We start from the raw sequence: 16,051 nt of genomic DNA, 5'->3' as shown, positions 1-16,051 counted from the left end.
GTCCGGCCTCCTACCGCTTCTTCCAGGCGGTGCGGCTTTCCAGCCAGCGTGCCACAACCACCATCGGCAGGAAGATCACCAGATAGGCGACGACCGACATGGTGAGCGGCGTGGCGCTGCCGGAAAAACTCTGCGCTGTCGTGGCGCTCGACAGGATTTCCGACACGCCGATGGCCGAGCCGAGCGCGGTCATCTTGGTGATCGCCAGGACACGGTTGACGAGCGGCGGAATGGCGAGCCGCACGGCCTGAGGCAGAGCGACATAGGCGAGCGTTCGGGTAAACCCGAGACCCGTGGCAATGCCGGCTTCCCACTGACCTTTTTCGACAGAGGAGAAACCGGCCCAGAAGATCTCCTCGGCGAAGGCGGCAAGCGTCGCGGCCAGCACGAGGAACAGCACCATCGGCCCGGACAGCTGGATGCCGATCGAAGGAAAGCCGAAATAGAGGATCAGGATGACGACGAGCGGCGGCAGGGCGCGAAAGATGTCGGCATAACAGATGATGAAGAAATTCAACGCTCTGATGCGATAGCTGCGCAGGCAGGCGAGCGTCAGGCCACCCGCAATGCCGGCGACGATAACGGCGGCGGCGATCTGCAGCGTCACCCAGACGCCGGCGATGATATCCGGCGTATATTGCGCCATCACCACCGGGTTGAAGAAGGTTTGGAGAAACCGGTCCATGGCGGTTATCCGGAAACGCGCGAGAGAAAAGCGCGGGTGCGCTCGGCCTTCGGAGCGCCGAAAATCTCGTCCGGCGTGCCCTGCTCGACGACGACGCCGCCATCCATGAAGACGACGCGATCGGCAGTCTCGCGGGCAAAGCCCATTTCGTGGCTGACGACGACCATCGTCATGCCCTTGGATTTCAGGTCCTTCATTACTTTCAGGACGGAGCCGACGAGTTCCGGGTCAAGCGCGGAGGTCGGTTCGTCGAACAGCATGACTTTCGGATCGAGCGCCAGCGAGCGGGCAATCGCGACGCGCTGCTGCTGGCCGCCGGAGAGTTCGCCCGGATAGGCCTCGGCCTTGTGCGCCATGCCGACCTGTTCGAGCATGTCGATCGCGCGCGCATCGGCCTCGGCCTTGCTGCGCTTCAGCGCCTTGCGCTGGGCAAGCGTGACGTTTTTCAGCACGGTCATATGCGGATAGAGGTGAAAACCTTGGAAGACCATGCCGATCTGCAGCCGCATGCGATCGAGATCGCGGCGGGTGCCGGCCATGATGTTGCGACCATCGACAATAATGTCGCCGGATGTCGGTTCTTCAAGACGGTTGCAGCAGCGCAGCATCGTGCTTTTGCCGGAACCGGAAGGGCCGATGACGAAGACGAGTTCGCCTTCCGCAACCTTGAGATCGATCTTCTTCAGGATGGTGTTGGTACCGAAGCGCTTTTCCAGCGAGACGATTTCCAGCATGGGGCGATTGGCCATTCAGGCTACTCCGGCAGGCACGGTGCAAGGCGGGATGGCTGATCCTACAACGGGTCAGCGGCGTTTCCGCCCGGATACGACCTGCAGCAGCGGATCGCATCTTGGTCTCTAAAAGAGTGCGGACAGGCGAGTGGGAGGCCCCGCCCGTCCGCGATACGAGGACTATTTCAGGTTCTCGCAGGAGGCCTGATGGTTGTCGTCCGTATAACCATCGAAGCCCGGCGTGCCGAAACCCTTTGTCGGGGTTACGATGGTCGTGCCGGCAACCGGCACGACGCCGAACCACTTTTCGGAAAGCTTGGCCATCGAACCATCCAGCTTCAGGCATTCGATTGCCCGGTCCACCAGATCGCGATTGGCTTCATCGCCCTTGCGGAAGGAAAGCGCCCAGACGAGGCCAGTCTGATATTCGAAGGACAACTTCAGGCGCGGGTTTTGCTTGACCGACCATGCGGCAACGGTGTTGCCCGCAAGATTGGCATCCGCACGACCCGCCATCACGGCGGCGACGGCATCCGTATTGGTGCCGTAGCTCTCGACCTTCCAGCCGAATTCCTTTTCCTTCTCGCGCAGGAAGCTGTCATAGGCAGAGCCCTTGTTGACGGCGATCGTCTTGCCCTTGAAGTCTTCGAGCGTCTTGTATTCCGGGGCATTGGCCGGGACGACGAAGCCGAAATTCGTATCCATGAAGCCTTCGGTGAAGAGAAGGTTCGCAGCACGCTCCTTGTTGACCGTTACCGGTGCGACGAGAAAGTCGTAGGTGCCGGCCTGGAGTGCCGGGATCAGGCCGGAAAACTGGGCGCCGGTCAGATCGACCTTCTTGCCGAGGCGTTCGCCGATCAGGTTGGCCATGTCAACGTTGAAGCCCTCGATCTTGCCGTCGAGGGTCGGCATGGCGTGTGGCGCAAAGGTCGCGTCGATCGCGGTCTTGATCGGGTCGCCAAGTGCGAAAGCTGAACTGCAGGCAAAAAGTGTCGATAAGCCGACAATGCCGGCCTTTATAAACGGTTTCATCGATGTTCTCCTACTGGTGGTCCAAGCCTTTAGCGACCCTTGTTGCCTCCATAGTTCCATCGAAAATTCCGCACTGCAATATAATTATTTATTATAATCAAATTAGAATTATACGAATTTCAAATATGAAGATCATGCTTCTACGGAAGGCGTCGCGTACGACCGAGGCCGGTTCGGAGCTTGTCTTGAGCGCCGTTTACGTTAGATGGGAGCCACAACCGAAGGAGCATTGATATGGACGACACGATCGAGATCGGCAATCGCGGTGACTTCGGTCTTTGGGCGATAGAGGTCGCAAAGCAGCTTGTTGCCGATCAAGGTTTCGAGCTTGCACGCGCGGCGCGCGACGGAAACGATGATGATGTTCGCGCAGCCGGCAATGCGCTCGGCCAGGCGATCACCAATGCGCTGATGGAGGTCTATGACGGCCTGACGGAAGGCGTCGAAGAAGAGTAACCTAAGGAACACTCATCTTTTCGTCAGATCGGCAAAGAATGTAAGGCACGCGGCTTGCTGCCTCACGTCACGGTAACCGGTCGTTTCACCTCACCCACTGCATGCCGTCGATCTGGATGTCCTGGCCGGTTATGAAATTCGGTTCGGCGGTTGCCAGAAACGTCACCACACTTGCGACATCCTGCGGAGTTCCCACACGGCCTAGCGATATCCCAGCAGAAAGGCTTGCCTCCCGCGCATCGATCATGGCGTTTGATCGTTCGGTCTTGATCACACCGGGGCAGACGGCATTGACGACGATTTCCGGAGCAAGTTCCTTGGCGAGCGCCTTTGTCATGCCGATGATGCCCGCCTTGGCAGCGGTGTAGGAAAACTTGCTGACGGCGCTGGTGACGCCGCCGGTATGGGCGTTCATCGACGACATGTTGATGATCCGCCCACCGCCATTGCGACGCATGACCGGAACGGTCGGCTGGATATAATTGAATGCGCCCTTGAGATTGATGGCGATCGTATCGTCGAATTCCTGCTCGGAAATTTCCTCGATCCCCTTCGACATCGAACGACCGGCATTGTTGAACAGGACGTCGATGCGCCCCCAGTGCCTGTCGACCTCGGCCACGATTTCGGCCGCACGCGCGTGATCGCTGACATCCGCGATGAAGGTCAGGGCTTCCTGGCCGAGTTCAAGGATTTCCGCAGCCGTACTGGCGAGATCACCCTCGATCAGGTCGACAAGCACGATATCGAAGCCATGGCGGGCGAGGTCGAGGGCGCAGCCACGGCCGATGCCGCGACCGCCACCGGTAACGATCGCGACCTTACTCTGTTCGTCAGACACCGGAATCCTCCTTCACAAAGCGAGCGATATCCGCATGGGTGGCGAACCAGACATCGTCATGAGCCTTGATATGCCGGATCAGTTCTTCGAGAATGAAGATGCGTGAGCGGTAGCCGGTGACATGCGGATGCATGGTTAGCAGAAACAGCCCGCCTTCCTGGTAGGCGCGGTCGAATTCGCGCTTGAAGATGTCGAGAACGGCGGTCGGTGGCGTATAGGGCCTGAGCGCTGTGAAACGGTTCATGTTGAAATAGACCGCGTCGTCACGGATCCATTCGACCGGCAACTCGACCATGCCCGTCGCTTCGCCCTCTTCGACGAGCTCATAAGGGTCATCGTCGGCCATCAGCGAGGAATCGTAGATCAGCCCGAGTTCGCGCTCGATCTCAAGCGTAACCGCGGAAAAATCCCAGGACGGCGTGCGCATGCCGACGGGGCGGATGCCCGTGATTTTCTCCAGCGTATCGGCGGCGCGGAAATGCAGTTCGCGTTCTTTATCTGCCGGCACCTTGGTGTTCACCTCATGGATCCAGCCATGCAGGCCGATCTCGTGGCCTTCGGCAATCACGCGCCGTTGCTCGTCTGGATAGAGCAGGGCGGTGACGGCCGGCACGAAGAAGGTCGCCGGAATCGAGGCAGCGGAGAGCGTTTCGAGGATGCGCGGCACGCCCTTGCGGTTGCCGTATTGGCCCTGCGACATGCGGCCGATGGATTCGCCGCCGTCGCGCAACTCATTGGTCTCGTGGTCGCTATCGAAAGAAAGTGCCACGGCGCAACGCGCGCCGCCCTTCCAGGCCTTCGGCTTCAGCGACCGGCCCGCGCGAACCTTCTCGACCTTGCCGCGCCAGGTCCCTTCTTCCCATTCCCATGGTTCCATATGAGTGATCCTCCAGTAATGATTATGCCGCGGTCGGCAAAACGGGAACGGCTGCCAGCAGCCGCTTGGTGTAGTCGTGTTGCGGGTTGTCGTAGATTGCCGCGGCACCGCCTTCTTCGACGATCCGGCCGCGATACATGATCGCCACCCGGTCGCAGAGATGGCGCACGACCGAGAGGTCGTGGCTGATGAAGATCAGTGACAGGTCGAGTTCGGACCGCAGGCGAATGAGCAGGTTGATGATCTGCGCCTGGATCGACACGTCGAGGGACGCGACCGGTTCGTCGCAGACGATGACATCCGGCTGCATGGCGAGAGCGCGGGCAATCGCGATGCGCTGCCGCTGCCCGCCGGAAAACTGGTGCGGGAAGCGATTGGCAAAGGACGGATCGAGGCCGACCGCCGACAGCCATTGGGCAACATATTCAGCGGACTCGGCACGTGAGACGAGTTTGTGTGCCAGCGGGCCTTCCGCAACGATATCACCGACGCGCATGCGGCTGTTGAGCGAGGCGAACGGGTCCTGAAAGATGGTCTGCACGCGGGTGGTCACCTTGCGCGGACTGCGACCGGCGCTCATGACCGGCTTGCCCGCGAGACGAATGGTGCCGGATGTCGGCACGGTTATGCCGGCTGCCATGCGTCCGAGCGTCGACTTGCCCGAACCCGATTCACCGACAAGGCCAAGCACCTCGCCTCGTTTCAGCGTGATCGAGACGCCATCCACGGCCTGCACGACTGCCTGAGGCTGAGCGATGCCGGCGCGGATCGCCAGGTCCTTGAACAGGCCGGCCTGCTTTTCGAAGCGTTTGACGGCGGTATCGATCACCAGATACGGGCTGCCCAGGGGTGGCAGGTCGCCTGTTGCGGTCTTTCGGGACGGCGGGGTAGCATCCGCGATACCGCTGCCGCGCAGCAGAAGCTCGCCCGGTTTTGCCCGTGAGGGCAGGGCATCGAGCAGCGCCTTGGTGTAATCGTGCTGCGGTCTGGTCAGCACGCCGATTGCCGGCCCGATCTCGACTATCTTGCCGAAGCGCATGACGGCCACCCGGTCTGCGATCGACGATACGGTCGCCAGATCGTGGCTGATCCAGATCAGCGCCGTGCCGAGTTCGGCCACCAGTTCCTTCATCTCGGCAAGAATTTCCGCCTGGATCGACACATCCAGCGCTGTCGTCGGCTCGTCGCAGATGATCAGTTTCGGACGGTGGAGAAGCGCGATCGCGATCGCCACGCGCTGGCGCATGCCGCCGGAAAACTGATGCGGGAAGAAATCGACCTTGCGCTCCGGCTCGGTGATGCGGACCTGCGCCAGCGCCTTGATGGCCCTTTCGCGTGCTTCCGCTGAACCGATCTTCTCATGTGCTTCGAGTGCAAGCCTGATCTGCGTGCCGATGCTGAGCACCGGGTTCAGCGTCATCATCGGGTCCTGGAAAACCATGGAAATGGTCTTGCCACGGATCTTCCTCAACTCGTGCGGTTGAAGGCCGATCAGTTCGCGGCCTTCAAGCTTGATCGAGCCCTCGACGATCCGGCCGGGTTCATCGATCAGGCCGATAATGGAGAAGCCGGTAATCGACTTGCCCGAGCCGGATTCGCCGACAAGGCCGAGAACCTCACCGGGGGCCAGCGAAAAGGAGACGCTGTCGACTGCCTTGATCTCGCCCCGTGTGCTTGGGAACCAGGTGCGAAGATTGGAGACTTCCAGAAGTGGTGCTGTGGTTTCTGCGGTCATCGGCGAAGCCTCGGGTTGAGCTGGTCGCGGATCTGGTCGCCGACGAGATTTAACGAAACGATGAACAAGATCAGCGCTACGCCGGGATAGATCGAGATCCAGTAACGGCCGGAGAGTAGGTACTGAAAGCCGTTGGCAATCAGCATGCCGAGTGACGGTTCGGTCGGCGGCAGCCCGACACCAAGGAAGGAAAGCGTAGCTTCGAGCGAGATGGCGCTTGCCACCTGGACCGTCGCAACCACGATCAGCGGCGGCAAGGAATTGGGCAGGATATGCCGCAACACCACCCGTAATGGAGACAGCGGGATGGAGAGTGCAGCCTCGACATAATCCTTCTGCCGTTCGGCCGATGCTGCGCCATGGGCGGTGCGGGCGAAATAGGCATATTGGGCGAAGATCAGCGCGAGAATGAGCTGATAACGCCCCTGGCCGAGAATGGCGGCGATGACGAAGGCGAGCAGGATTGCCGGAAACGAAAGCTGCAGATCGACGATGCGCATGACGAGGCTTTCGAACCGCCCGCCGATATAGGCCGCAGCACAGCCGACGACCGCGCCAATGACGAGCGCGATGCCGCCGGCAATCACGCCCATCTGCAGCGAAATACGCAGACCGTAGATAATCGCCGATAGGAGATCGCGCCCTTGCGAATCCGTGCCCAGCCAATGGGTATAGCCGCCCGTGCCGACATAACCCGGGGGCCTTCTTGCATCGCGCAGCACGAGATGGGCAAGATCGTAAGGGTCCTGCGGAGTTACCAGCGGAGCGACAAGCGCGATGATGACGATGAGGCCGACAACGATGGCCGCACCGAACGCGACCCTGTTGCGACGGAACTCTTCAAGAAAGTGGAAAAATGGCGTGTCGCGCATCAGGCTCTTCCCTTCCGCAGGCGCGGGTCGAGCAGCGCATAGGTAAGGTCGACCACAAGATTGATGACGATAAACAGCATGGCGACCAGCATAAGATAGGCGACCATAACGGGACGATCGAGCGATGTGATGCTGTCGATGATGAGCTTGCCGAGGCCGGGCCAGGAGAAGATCGTCTCGGTTACCACTGCAAAGGCGAGCGTGGAGCCGAGTTCCAGGCCGAAGACGGTGACGAGCGGGATCGAAATCAATCTCAGCACATGGCGGCTAAGAATGGTGAATTCCGAAATGCCGGCGGCGCGGGCGAACTTGACCGTATCGCTGAGCATCAGTTCGCGGGTGCCTGCGCGCGCCAGCCGGATCATCAGCGAGAACTTGAAAAGTGCGAGGTTCAAGGCCGGCAGGATGATGTGCGACAGGCCGTCAGCCGTCAGAAAACTGAAATCGACGCCGAACAGGCTCACCGTATCACCGCGCCCGCCCGCGGGCATGCAACCGCATTGCACGGCAAACAGCATGATCAGCATCAGGCCGAACCAAAATGTAGGCACGGAAAAGCCGAGAATGGAGAGCGCCATGATGGCCCGCGACACCGGGCTGTTGGGCCGGTAACCGGCATACATCCCGATCGGGATGCCGACGAGGCTGGCAAAAAGCACGGCCGCCAGCGTCAGTTCCAGCGTTGCCGGCAGGCGCGACAGGATCAACTCACTGACAGGCATGTTATAAACGAAGGAACGGCCGAAATCGCCTTCGAACACCCGGCCGAGAAAGCCGAAATATTGCTGCCAGATCGGCAGGTCCAATCCGTATTGCGCGATGACGGCGGCGCGGATGTCCTGTGTCGCATCCGGCGAGATCAACACGTCGATCGGGTTGCCCACGGCATAGACGCCGCAGAAAACCAGCGCCGACATGGCCAGCACGACGATCGCCGCCTGCCAAAGTCTTTGCAAGATGAAGCCCAACATCTGTTCCCGTTCTCCCGTCTCGTGCGGGTTTCAAAGTGCGGCGCGCCTTCGCGGCCCTTGATGGTGGCGTTTAGTGCCAGTCACTCTCCAGAAGTTCACGTGTCTCCGAAACCGCGACCGACCAGATTGCCAGCATGTCCTCATCGGGGCGCTGATAGAGACCGTGATAGTTGCCGTCGCCGAGCAGGGCGCGCTTGCGCTCCGTATCGACCCGCGCCAGCGCGGCAAAGTCTATTCTCGGCTTCTGCGTCGAGGGTTGGCGCGGATCACCGGTGCGTGTCCAAGGGAAGTTCTCCATCCAGGAGGCGTGCGAAGCTGCCGGATCGATTTCGAGAACTTTCGCCATCGTCTTCGGCGCGCGCCACCAGTCGTGGAATTTCACCGATGCGTCGGGGTGATCGTTCAGCCATTCGGAGATCACCGTCATTGCCGGGGTGTTGCCGCCATGGCCGTTGACCACCAGGATACGGCGAAAACCTGAGCGATACATACTGTCGAGAAGATCACGGATGATGCTGATATAGGTCGCGAGCGACAGAGTGAGCGTGCCGGGAAAGCTCGCGAAGGATGAGGCGAGGCCGTAGGGCAGGGCCGGAAAGACCGGGACACCGAGCGGCTCGGCGGCATCGACTGAGACTTTTTCCGCCAGGATCATGTCGGTCGCGAGGCTGAGATAGGCATGCTGTTCGACGCTGCCGATCGGCAAAATACAACGATCGTCGCTAGCGGTTCGCGTCTCCACCTGCATCCAGTTCATATCCGCGATCTTCACTTATCTCATCTCCATTCTCCGTTTCGGCCGGCATGCGCAAAGAATTTGCTGAGTACAGCCAAAACGCACAAAAAATATGCTTTCAGGCGCGATGTTGCGCCAAATGCAAAGTTCCATACGGGACTAAAAAAAGAAATTGACAGCCAATTAATGCAGCGTCAAGTTCCATACGGGACTAAATTGGATGTGGATGGAAATCGACGCGTGCGTGAAACGGATGAAAAGGCGCTGAATAATCTTTTGCGTGAAGGCGGTCTGGCTGCGGCCGGCCATCGCCATGTGGAAGATCTCGTCGCCGTCAAGCTCTGGCAAAATCCATGCTGGCTGTCGTTCCGCATCAACTTCCTGGCACTTCAGTTCAACGAGCCGATCTATCGCCGGTTCGAGAAGGAGTACGGGCTCCCCCGTCCCGAATTCGTGGTGCTCTATTCGCTCGGCCTGTCGGATGGGCTGACGGCAAGCGCCATCTGCAGTTCCTCGGGCTTTCCCAAGAATACGATCAGCCGGGCGATACAGAAGCTGATCGACAAGAACATCATCCGCCGAGAAGTCGATCAGGCGGATCTGAGAAGCTTCGTTCTCTACATCACGGACGAAGGCAGACGTATCGTCGATCAGGCCATGCAGCCGATGGTGGAGCGGGAAAAGGCCATGGCTTCCGCGCTGACACCGGCCGAACAGCTTATGCTGTCGGAGCTGCTCGCCAAGATCGTCGTGGATTCACCGAACTGGCCATTAATCACAAGTATTGAGGAGAACGAGGAATGACGATTTCCAAGACATTTCGCACAGTTGCGCTTGCAACGATGCTGCTCAGCGGCGTTTCGGGCTCGGCTTTGGCAGCTGATCTCACTATCGGTGTCCGCGCCGGTCCGCTGTCCATCGATCCGGATTTCACCGCTGCCGGTACCCATGCCGAGGCGATGAAGCATATCTACGATTCACTCATCAAGTCGGGTAACAATCTCGAACTGGAACCGGGTCTCGCCACCTCCTGGACGGCGATCGACGATACGACCTGGGAGTTCAAGCTGCGCGAAGGCGTGAAATTCCATGACGGTTCCGACTTCACCGCGGAAGACGTTAAATTCTCCATCGAGCGCATTCCGAAAGTTGCCGGCCCCAATCCGACGACGATCTATGTTCGCCGCGTGAAAAGCACCGAGATCGTCGATGCACATACCATTCGGGTCAAGACCGATGGTCCCGCTCCGAACCTGCCGAACGATTTCATCCGCCTCTTCGTCGTGTCGCATGTCGCAGCCAAGGATTATTCCGATAGCGCTGAAAAGGCAGCCGAAGGCTTCAATTCCGGCAAGGCCGCGATCGGTACCGGTCCCTACAAATTCGTGTCCTGGACGCCGAAGGAACAGCTCGTGCTGGAGAGCTTCGACGGCTACTGGGGTGGCAAGGAGCCTTGGGGCAAGGTGACCCGCAAGGAAATCCCGAATGACGCAGCCCGCGTTGCACAGCTGAAGGCCGGCCAGGTCGATTTGATCGCCCGCATTCCCGCATCGGACGTTCCGACGCTCGAAACCGACAGCAAACTCAGCATCGTCCGCCAGGATAGCGTCTACCTCTTCAACATCGCCTTCGATTTCCGCGAAAAGCCGCCGCAGGTCACGGCCAAGGACGGTTCGCCTCTGCCGAAGAACCCCTTCCTCGACCCGAAGGTTCGTGAGGCTTTCGATCTTGCCATCGATCGTGAGACCATCACAGAAATCGCGATGGAAGGCATGGGAACCGTACAGTCGCAGCTCGTGACCCCCAACATCTTCGGCTACAATCCTGATGTGAAGGCACCAGCATCGGATGTCGAGAAGGCCAAGAAGCTCCTGACCGAGGCCGGTTATCCGGACGGGTTCAAGGTCGTGTTCAGCTTCACCAACGACCGCCTTCCGGGCGACAAGGATACGGGCACGACGATTGCCCAGATGCTGACGGCGATCGGAATTCAGGTCGAGGCCAATGCCCAACCGGGTGCCGTCTACTTCCCGGCAAATACGCGCGGCGACTATTCGCTGACCATGTCGGGCTGGGGCACGCTGACGGGCGAAGCGAACTACACGCTGTCCTCGCTCGTCCACACAAACGATCCGGCGAAAAAGCTGGGCGCCTTCAACATCCGCGGTTATTCCAATCCTTCGATGGACAAGCTGATCGAGGATGCTGGCGTCGAGATGGATGCCAAGAAGCGCGAGCAGTTTCTGAAGGATGCCAATGCGCTGGTCGCCAGCGACCGTCCCAACCTGTCGATTGCTTCGATCGTCTCGGCCTGGGGCATGAAAAAAGCGATCAAGATCACGCCGCGTTCGGACGAAGATACGCTTGCGATGAATATTCGCCCGGCGCAATAACGGGTAGGACACAAGAACAATCGGCCGGGCGCTTTGCCCGGCTTTTTGCAGGTTGAGGACCGGACAGACGATGAACAGGATTGCACTCGCCATTCACGGTGGCTGCGGAGTTATGGCGAAGCTCGATCTGAGTGAGGAGGAATGGACGGCCGCCCGTGCAGACCTTCATCGCTCGTTGCAGGCTGGCTGGGCAGTGCTGAATACCGGCGGTTCTGCGCTTGACGCGGTTCAGGCCGCTGTTGTCGTTATGGAAAACAGCCCGCATTTCAATGCCGGTTATGGGGCGGCGCTGAATACCGATGGCGAGCATGAGCTCGATGCATCGATCATGGATGGCAGGACATTGGAAGCCGGTGCCGTGACACTCGCCAAGCGCATCCGCAATCCGATCAAGGCGGCGCGCCGCGTCATGGAAAAGGGTGAGGCTGTTCTTCTCGGAGGCCCGGCAGCGGACGCATTCGCGCAAGCAGAAGGCCTCGATATCGTCGAACCCGATTATTTTACCACCGAGCGCCGCGTGAAGGCACTGGCCGCGATGAAGGCGCATGTTACAGCTGGGACCGCAGTCAAGGCGAGTGAGGCTGAAAAACACGGCACGGTCGGGGCAGTGGCGCTCGACCGCGCAGGTCATCTTGCGGCTGCGACATCTACTGGCGGCTATAACAACAAGCCGGCCGGCCGTATTGGCGACACACCGATCGTCGGGGCAGGGACCTATGCGCGCGACGGCGTCTGCGCCGTTTCGGGAACGGGCAAAGGGGAATTCTTCATCCGTTATGCTGTCGGCCATGAAGTGGCGAGCCGGATAAACTATCTCGGAGAAGATCTGGAAAAGGCAGCTGGCAAGGTCATCATGGAGGACCTCAAACCCCACAATATCGGCGCTGGGCTGGTTGCAGTTGCTGCGGACGGATCAATCGCCGCGCCTTACAACACGGATGGAATGTTCCGTGGCTGGGTGACATCGGAGGGCCAGTTCTTCGTTGCAACACACGGCGAGGTTTTCGAGGTTCAGGCACCTTGAATGGGCACCGCGGCTTGATTGTCGCAAATACAAAGGGGCAGTCTGTCGAAACTGTTACCGACAAGCGATTATTGAAGCTTTTGCTCCCGTCCTGTATCGGTCATTGGTAGGCCGGCAATCATGCCGGCAAACCGGGTTCTCAGGCATCGATGCTGACCAAAAAAGGAAAATACGGGCTCAAGGCGCTTGTCCATCTGGCGCAACTCGAACCTGGCAAGACCGCGTTCGTGAGCGACATTGCCCAGGAGAACAATATCTCCAAGAAGTTTCTCGACGCGATCCTTCTGGAATTGCGCAAGGGCGGAATACTGCGCTCCAAAAAGGGGCCGGGCGGCGGTTACGCCTTGTCCAAGCCAGCATCGGAAATTTCCATCGGCCATGCCGTCAGAATTCTCGACGGCCCGCTTGCGCCGATCCTCTGTGCCAGCAAGACTGCTTTCGAGCCTTGTGACGATTGCGATCATCCGGAAGACTGTCAGGTGCGCCATTCAATGGTGGAAGTTCGCGATGCGATTTCAGCGGTTCTGGATAACATGACGCTTGAGCAGATGGTTGCCAAAGGATCATCGGTCGAGAAAGAGATCGCCGCGCGATAAGTTGTCTCGCGTCACCAACGCCTGCACCCAAGCCTTGAATGTCCGATCCGGTCATGCCGCTTTATATTTGTGGCCTCGCCAGCTGAATTGAATTGAGCTAAGAGGCCTGCGATCGAAGCGATGAAACGAGACCTATGAACACGCCCTGGAAAAAGCCGGTTGTCGTATCCGTTGGAGAGCCACCGGAAGAGACAGTCATCGAGACGACGCAAGCCGCTGCCTGGGCGATGATCGAGGACTGGCCAACCGAGGATGGCACGTTTCTCGACAAGGCACTGGAAATCTGCGCCGCAGTGGATGCCGGCAGGAAAAAGCCTGAAGATGCTCGGCAGGCTTTCGTCGATGCTGCGCGCGAAGCGGGCATTCTGATCCGGGCGTGATCGAGCGAGCCGACATGCAGCGCCGGCGCGGGGCTTCACGCCTTGTCGAGCGCCTGAGCAAGGTCGGCAATTAGGTCGTCCGGATGCTCAATGCCGATCGACAACCGGATCGTCGAATCGAGTACACCGATGCGCTGACGCACGTCTGCAGGTACACCTGAATGCGTCATGCTGGCGGGGTGGGAACCGAGAGATTCCGTGCCTCCGAGACTTACCGCGAGCTTGATGATCTGCAGCGCGTTGAGAAACCGGAAAGCTGCGGGCTGGCCGCCCTCTATATCGAACGAAAATGTCGAGCCGGCACCGCTGCACTGGGAGGCGTAGACGCGCCCGATGGCGGATTCAGGTTCGGCAAAACCGAGATAGTGAAGCTTGCCGACCTTGGGATGATCCTTCAGGAAATCGGCAGTGGCTTTCGCATTGCTGTTCGCGCGCTCCATCCGGATCTGCAGCGTCTCCAGCGAACGGCCGAGCATCCAGCATGAATGAGGGTCGAGCTGTGTTCCGATCGATCCCCGCAAGGACCGTATCTGCGTGATGATCGCCTTGCTGCCGAGAGCGGCTCCGGCGATCAGGTCCGAATGACCGCCGACATATTTGGTCAAGGAATAAAGCGAGATATCGGCACCATGCTGCAGAGGTCTCTGAAAGACGGGCCCGAGAAGGGTATTGTCGCAGGCGACGATGGGTGTGTGGCCCTGTTTCTCCCCGATCCGGTCGGCGATCCGTCTGACCAGCGCGACATCAACGAGGCCGTTGGTCGGATTGGCCGGCGTCTCGATAAGAATCACCGAGACACGCCCTTTTTTCATCGCCTCTTCCGCCGCCGCATTGATCGAACTCTCATCGACGCCATCGGCAAAACCGACGGCCGCAACGCCGACGTTCGCAAATGTCTTCGAAAGCAGGGTTTCCGTTCCGCCGTAAAGTGGCTGGGAATGCAGGATCACATCGCCGGGACGGACGAAGGCCAGCAGAGTGGTCGAGATCGCAGCCATGCCCGAGGAAAAGACGGCTCCGCTTTCCGCCCGCTCATAGACCGCAAGACGATCCTCGACGATCTCGCTATTGGGATGGTTGAAGCGCGAATAGACCAGTCCCGCGCCGCGGCCCTCCGGCGGGACCTTGCGGCCCGATACGTAGTCGAAGAAATCGCGACCATCTTCGGCCGATTTGAAGACGAAGGTTGATGTGAGGAATACCGGCGGCTTGACCGCGCCTTCGGAAAGCTCCGGATCGTAGCCGTAGTTCAGCATCTGCGTTTCCGGGTGCAGCTCGTGATTGCCGATGCTGGTCTTCGAGGGATGCGGCGAGGTCATTATGCTCTCCTGATACGACTTGCGGCGGAAAATACCGCCTAGCTCTGTCTTAAATCTGGGGCTTTTCGCAGCGGTTGGAAGGAGATGTCGCTCAGATCTTTTCTTCGGAAACCGTGAAGTCCGACTTTCTAACGAAACAGACACCCTGCCGAACCGGGTAAAGTTCGACAGGGTAGGTCTTGGCGACATGTCTTTCGTCGGGAACGTAGCGCTCAGAGGCGCTTCACGCCCGAGGAAATGATGTCGAGATAGACAGCGATGACAAGGATGATGCCCTTGATGATCTGCTGCCAGAACGTATCGACGCCGAGCATGGACATGCCATTGTCGAGGCTGGCCATGATCAATGCACCGACAAGCGCACCGATGACGGAACCCACACCGCCGCGCATCGAGGTGCCGCCGATGAAGCAGGACGCGATTGCATCCAGCTCGCCGCCGAAACCGGCCGATGGCGTACCAGCGGCGAGGCGTGCCGTTGTCGTGATCCCGGCCAGTGCCGCCATCAGGCCCATCAGGCCGAACACCACCATCTTGACCAGATTGACGTTGACGCCGGAGAGACGCGTGGCTTCGGAATTCGAGCCGACGGCATAGATATAGCGGCCGAATACTGTTCCCTTGGCGATAATTGTGAAGATGCCCAGCACGAAGAGCAGCATCAGGACGGGGACTGGAATGCCCTGATAGGAATTCAACACCAGCACGAAGCCGAGGATGAACAGGCCGATGACGACGAGCTTGACCGCTTCCATCACCGGGGTCGGCACTTGCAGGTTATGCTGCAGCCGTTTGCGGCGCGTCCTGAATGCCATGACAAGCAGGACAAGGAAGAGCAGAACGGCGCATCCGTTGCCGAGCCAGCCGGGAAGATAGCCCTGGCCGATATAGCGCAGGCTGGGAGAAACGGGGGCGATGGTGATGCCGCCGGTCAGGCCCAGTACCGCCCCTCGAAAGGCAAGCTGCCCGCCTAGAGTGACGATGAAGGAAGGAATACCGAGATAGGCCGTCAACCAGCCGTTCATCAGGCCAAGGGCCGCGCCGGCAAGCAGAACGAAGGAGATCGTGCCGGCCAAGGGCCAGCCATACACCGCATCAAGAATGGCTGCGATACCGCCCAGAAGGCCAAGCAGGGAGCCTACGGAAAGATCGATTTCGCCCGCCACGATGACGAAGACCATCGCGGCCGCCAATATCCCGGTGATCGCCATCTGGCGCAGCAGGTTGGAGAAGTTACGCGCGGTCAGGAAGCCTGAGACACCCGTATCGGCATTATAGGTGAGATATCCAAACAGAGCCCAGATCAGGCCGACCACGATCAGCAGGGCTACAATCTTGTTTTCGGAAAGGAATTTTCGAAGATTTACATTCGCCATGTTTAAAGCGCCTTCTACAGCGGTAAC

At 59.4% G+C, this 16,051-nt stretch carries 17 protein-coding genes; 6 read left to right on the top strand and 11 right to left on the bottom strand.

From position 1 onward, the window contains the following. Nucleotides 1-10: 10 nt before the first annotated feature. From GGE33_RS17105 to GGE33_RS17095, 3 genes are all read right to left on the bottom strand, one after another. The gene (locus GGE33_RS17105; RefSeq protein WP_210303700.1) at nucleotides 11-685 is read right to left on the bottom strand and encodes an amino acid ABC transporter permease; all 675 of its coding nucleotides are present in this window, start codon (nucleotides 683-685) and stop codon (nucleotides 11-13) included. Nucleotides 686-690: 5 nt separating this feature from the next. Further along, nucleotides 691-1,434 (bottom strand): amino acid ABC transporter ATP-binding protein, encoded by a 744-nt coding sequence (locus tag GGE33_RS17100; RefSeq protein ID WP_425486660.1) that lies wholly within the window; start codon nucleotides 1,432-1,434, stop codon nucleotides 691-693. Nucleotides 1,435-1,596: 162 nt separating this feature from the next. After that, the gene (locus GGE33_RS17095) at nucleotides 1,597-2,448 is read right to left on the bottom strand and encodes a transporter substrate-binding domain-containing protein (protein ID WP_183825452.1); all 852 of its coding nucleotides are present in this window, start codon (nucleotides 2,446-2,448) and stop codon (nucleotides 1,597-1,599) included. 234 nt (nucleotides 2,449-2,682) lie between these two features. Here GGE33_RS17095 and GGE33_RS17090 point away from each other — a divergent pair, with 234 nt between their 5' ends. Then, nucleotides 2,683-2,904 (top strand): hypothetical protein, encoded by a 222-nt coding sequence (locus tag GGE33_RS17090; protein ID WP_183825449.1) that lies wholly within the window; start codon nucleotides 2,683-2,685, stop codon nucleotides 2,902-2,904. A gap of 85 nt (nucleotides 2,905-2,989) precedes the next feature. Here the strand turns inward: GGE33_RS17090 and GGE33_RS17085 are convergent, their stop codons facing one another. The 6 genes from GGE33_RS17085 to GGE33_RS17060 all read right to left on the bottom strand — a co-directional run bounded on the left by GGE33_RS17085 (nucleotide 2,990) and on the right by GGE33_RS17060 (nucleotide 8,972). Further along, nucleotides 2,990-3,745 (bottom strand): glucose 1-dehydrogenase, encoded by a 756-nt coding sequence (locus GGE33_RS17085; protein ID WP_183825446.1) that lies wholly within the window; start codon nucleotides 3,743-3,745, stop codon nucleotides 2,990-2,992. After that, on the bottom strand, nucleotides 3,738-4,622 hold the full coding sequence (locus GGE33_RS17080; protein WP_183825443.1) for a polysaccharide deacetylase family protein: 885 nt from the start codon (nucleotides 4,620-4,622) through the stop codon (nucleotides 3,738-3,740). Before GGE33_RS17080 ends, GGE33_RS17085 begins: the two co-directional genes overlap by 8 nt. A gap of 22 nt (nucleotides 4,623-4,644) precedes the next feature. After that, nucleotides 4,645-6,357, bottom strand: coding sequence for a dipeptide ABC transporter ATP-binding protein (locus GGE33_RS17075; RefSeq protein WP_183825440.1), 1,713 nt, complete (start codon nucleotides 6,355-6,357; stop codon nucleotides 4,645-4,647). After that, entirely contained in the window at nucleotides 6,354-7,229 is an 876-nt protein-coding gene (locus GGE33_RS17070) for an ABC transporter permease (RefSeq protein WP_148144485.1), read from the bottom strand. The genes GGE33_RS17075 and GGE33_RS17070 overlap by 4 nt, the downstream gene beginning before the upstream one ends. After that, complete coding sequence (locus tag GGE33_RS17065) at nucleotides 7,229-8,200, bottom strand: ABC transporter permease (RefSeq protein WP_183825437.1); 972 nt, start codon at nucleotides 8,198-8,200, stop codon at nucleotides 7,229-7,231. Before GGE33_RS17065 ends, GGE33_RS17070 begins: the two co-directional genes overlap by 1 nt. Before the next feature lie 70 nt (nucleotides 8,201-8,270). Next, on the bottom strand, nucleotides 8,271-8,972 hold the full coding sequence (locus GGE33_RS17060) for a creatininase family protein (protein WP_183825433.1): 702 nt from the start codon (nucleotides 8,970-8,972) through the stop codon (nucleotides 8,271-8,273). 204 nt (nucleotides 8,973-9,176) lie between these two features. Between GGE33_RS17060 and GGE33_RS17055 the strand changes: the two genes are divergently transcribed. The 5 genes from GGE33_RS17055 (at nucleotide 9,177) to GGE33_RS17035 (ending at nucleotide 13,329) form a co-directional block, all read left to right on the top strand. Next, nucleotides 9,177-9,740 carry a MarR family winged helix-turn-helix transcriptional regulator gene (locus tag GGE33_RS17055; protein ID WP_343062492.1) on the top strand — a complete coding sequence of 188 codons (564 nt, stop codon included), beginning with the start codon at nucleotides 9,177-9,179 and terminating at the stop codon, nucleotides 9,738-9,740. Beyond that, nucleotides 9,737-11,329 carry an ABC transporter substrate-binding protein gene (locus GGE33_RS17050; RefSeq protein WP_148144488.1) on the top strand — a complete coding sequence of 531 codons (1,593 nt, stop codon included), beginning with the start codon at nucleotides 9,737-9,739 and terminating at the stop codon, nucleotides 11,327-11,329. The genes GGE33_RS17055 and GGE33_RS17050 overlap by 4 nt, the downstream gene beginning before the upstream one ends. A gap of 70 nt (nucleotides 11,330-11,399) precedes the next feature. Beyond that, a complete protein-coding gene (locus GGE33_RS17045) occupies nucleotides 11,400-12,353 on the top strand; it encodes an isoaspartyl peptidase/L-asparaginase family protein (protein WP_183825429.1) in 954 nt (317 codons plus the stop codon). Nucleotides 12,354-12,502: 149 nt separating this feature from the next. Continuing rightward, nucleotides 12,503-12,949, top strand: a complete 447-nt coding sequence (locus GGE33_RS17040; RefSeq protein ID WP_183825425.1) for an RrF2 family transcriptional regulator — start codon at nucleotides 12,503-12,505, stop codon at nucleotides 12,947-12,949. A 134-nt stretch (nucleotides 12,950-13,083) separates the two neighbouring features. Next, nucleotides 13,084-13,329 carry a DUF982 domain-containing protein gene (locus tag GGE33_RS17035; protein ID WP_183825422.1) on the top strand — a complete coding sequence of 82 codons (246 nt, stop codon included), beginning with the start codon at nucleotides 13,084-13,086 and terminating at the stop codon, nucleotides 13,327-13,329. Nucleotides 13,330-13,364: 35 nt separating this feature from the next. On the opposite strand, the gene GGE33_RS17030 is transcribed toward GGE33_RS17035, so the two are convergent. Both GGE33_RS17030 and GGE33_RS17025 read right to left on the bottom strand, forming a co-directional pair. Next, nucleotides 13,365-14,648, bottom strand: a complete 1,284-nt coding sequence (locus GGE33_RS17030) for a cystathionine gamma-synthase family protein (protein ID WP_183825418.1) — start codon at nucleotides 14,646-14,648, stop codon at nucleotides 13,365-13,367. A gap of 212 nt (nucleotides 14,649-14,860) precedes the next feature. Further along, nucleotides 14,861-16,024, bottom strand: coding sequence for a sugar ABC transporter permease (locus GGE33_RS17025; protein WP_183825415.1), 1,164 nt, complete (start codon nucleotides 16,022-16,024; stop codon nucleotides 14,861-14,863). Nucleotides 16,025-16,051: the final 27 nt, after the last annotated feature.

Origin of the sequence: Aliirhizobium cellulosilyticum, from assembly GCF_014198105.1 — a bacterium.
Taxonomy (GTDB): Bacteria; Pseudomonadota; Alphaproteobacteria; order Rhizobiales; family Rhizobiaceae; genus Neorhizobium; species Neorhizobium cellulosilyticum.
This window is presented reverse-complemented; position numbering and strand designations above follow the sequence as displayed.

Bases quoted from the DNA above. Each gene is read 5' to 3' on its own strand.
- GGE33_RS17080 (WP_183825443.1), bottom strand. From the start codon at position 4,622: ATGGAACCATGGGAATGGGAAGAAGGGACCTGGCGCGGCAAGGTCGAG.
- GGE33_RS17070 (WP_148144485.1), bottom strand. From the start codon at position 7,229: ATGCGCGACACGCCATTTTTCCACTTTCTTGAAGAGTTCCGTCGCAAC.
- GGE33_RS17090 (WP_183825449.1), top strand. From the start codon at position 2,683: ATGGACGACACGATCGAGATCGGCAATCGCGGTGACTTCGGTCTTTGG.
- GGE33_RS17095 (WP_183825452.1), bottom strand. From the start codon at position 2,448: ATGAAACCGTTTATAAAGGCCGGCATTGTCGGCTTATCGACACTTTTT.
- GGE33_RS17105 (WP_210303700.1), bottom strand. From the start codon at position 685: ATGGACCGGTTTCTCCAAACCTTCTTCAACCCGGTGGTGATGGCGCAA.
- GGE33_RS17045 (WP_183825429.1), top strand. From the start codon at position 11,400: ATGAACAGGATTGCACTCGCCATTCACGGTGGCTGCGGAGTTATGGCG.
- GGE33_RS17040 (WP_183825425.1), top strand. From the start codon at position 12,503: ATGCTGACCAAAAAAGGAAAATACGGGCTCAAGGCGCTTGTCCATCTG.
- GGE33_RS17030 (WP_183825418.1), bottom strand. From the start codon at position 14,648: ATGACCTCGCCGCATCCCTCGAAGACCAGCATCGGCAATCACGAGCTG.
- GGE33_RS17035 (WP_183825422.1), top strand. From the start codon at position 13,084: ATGAACACGCCCTGGAAAAAGCCGGTTGTCGTATCCGTTGGAGAGCCA.
- GGE33_RS17075 (WP_183825440.1), bottom strand. From the start codon at position 6,357: ATGACCGCAGAAACCACAGCACCACTTCTGGAAGTCTCCAATCTTCGC.
- GGE33_RS17100 (WP_425486660.1), bottom strand. From the start codon at position 1,434: ATGGCCAATCGCCCCATGCTGGAAATCGTCTCGCTGGAAAAGCGCTTC.
- GGE33_RS17050 (WP_148144488.1), top strand. From the start codon at position 9,737: ATGACGATTTCCAAGACATTTCGCACAGTTGCGCTTGCAACGATGCTG.
- GGE33_RS17065 (WP_183825437.1), bottom strand. From the start codon at position 8,200: ATGTTGGGCTTCATCTTGCAAAGACTTTGGCAGGCGGCGATCGTCGTG.
- GGE33_RS17025 (WP_183825415.1), bottom strand. From the start codon at position 16,024: ATGGCGAATGTAAATCTTCGAAAATTCCTTTCCGAAAACAAGATTGTA.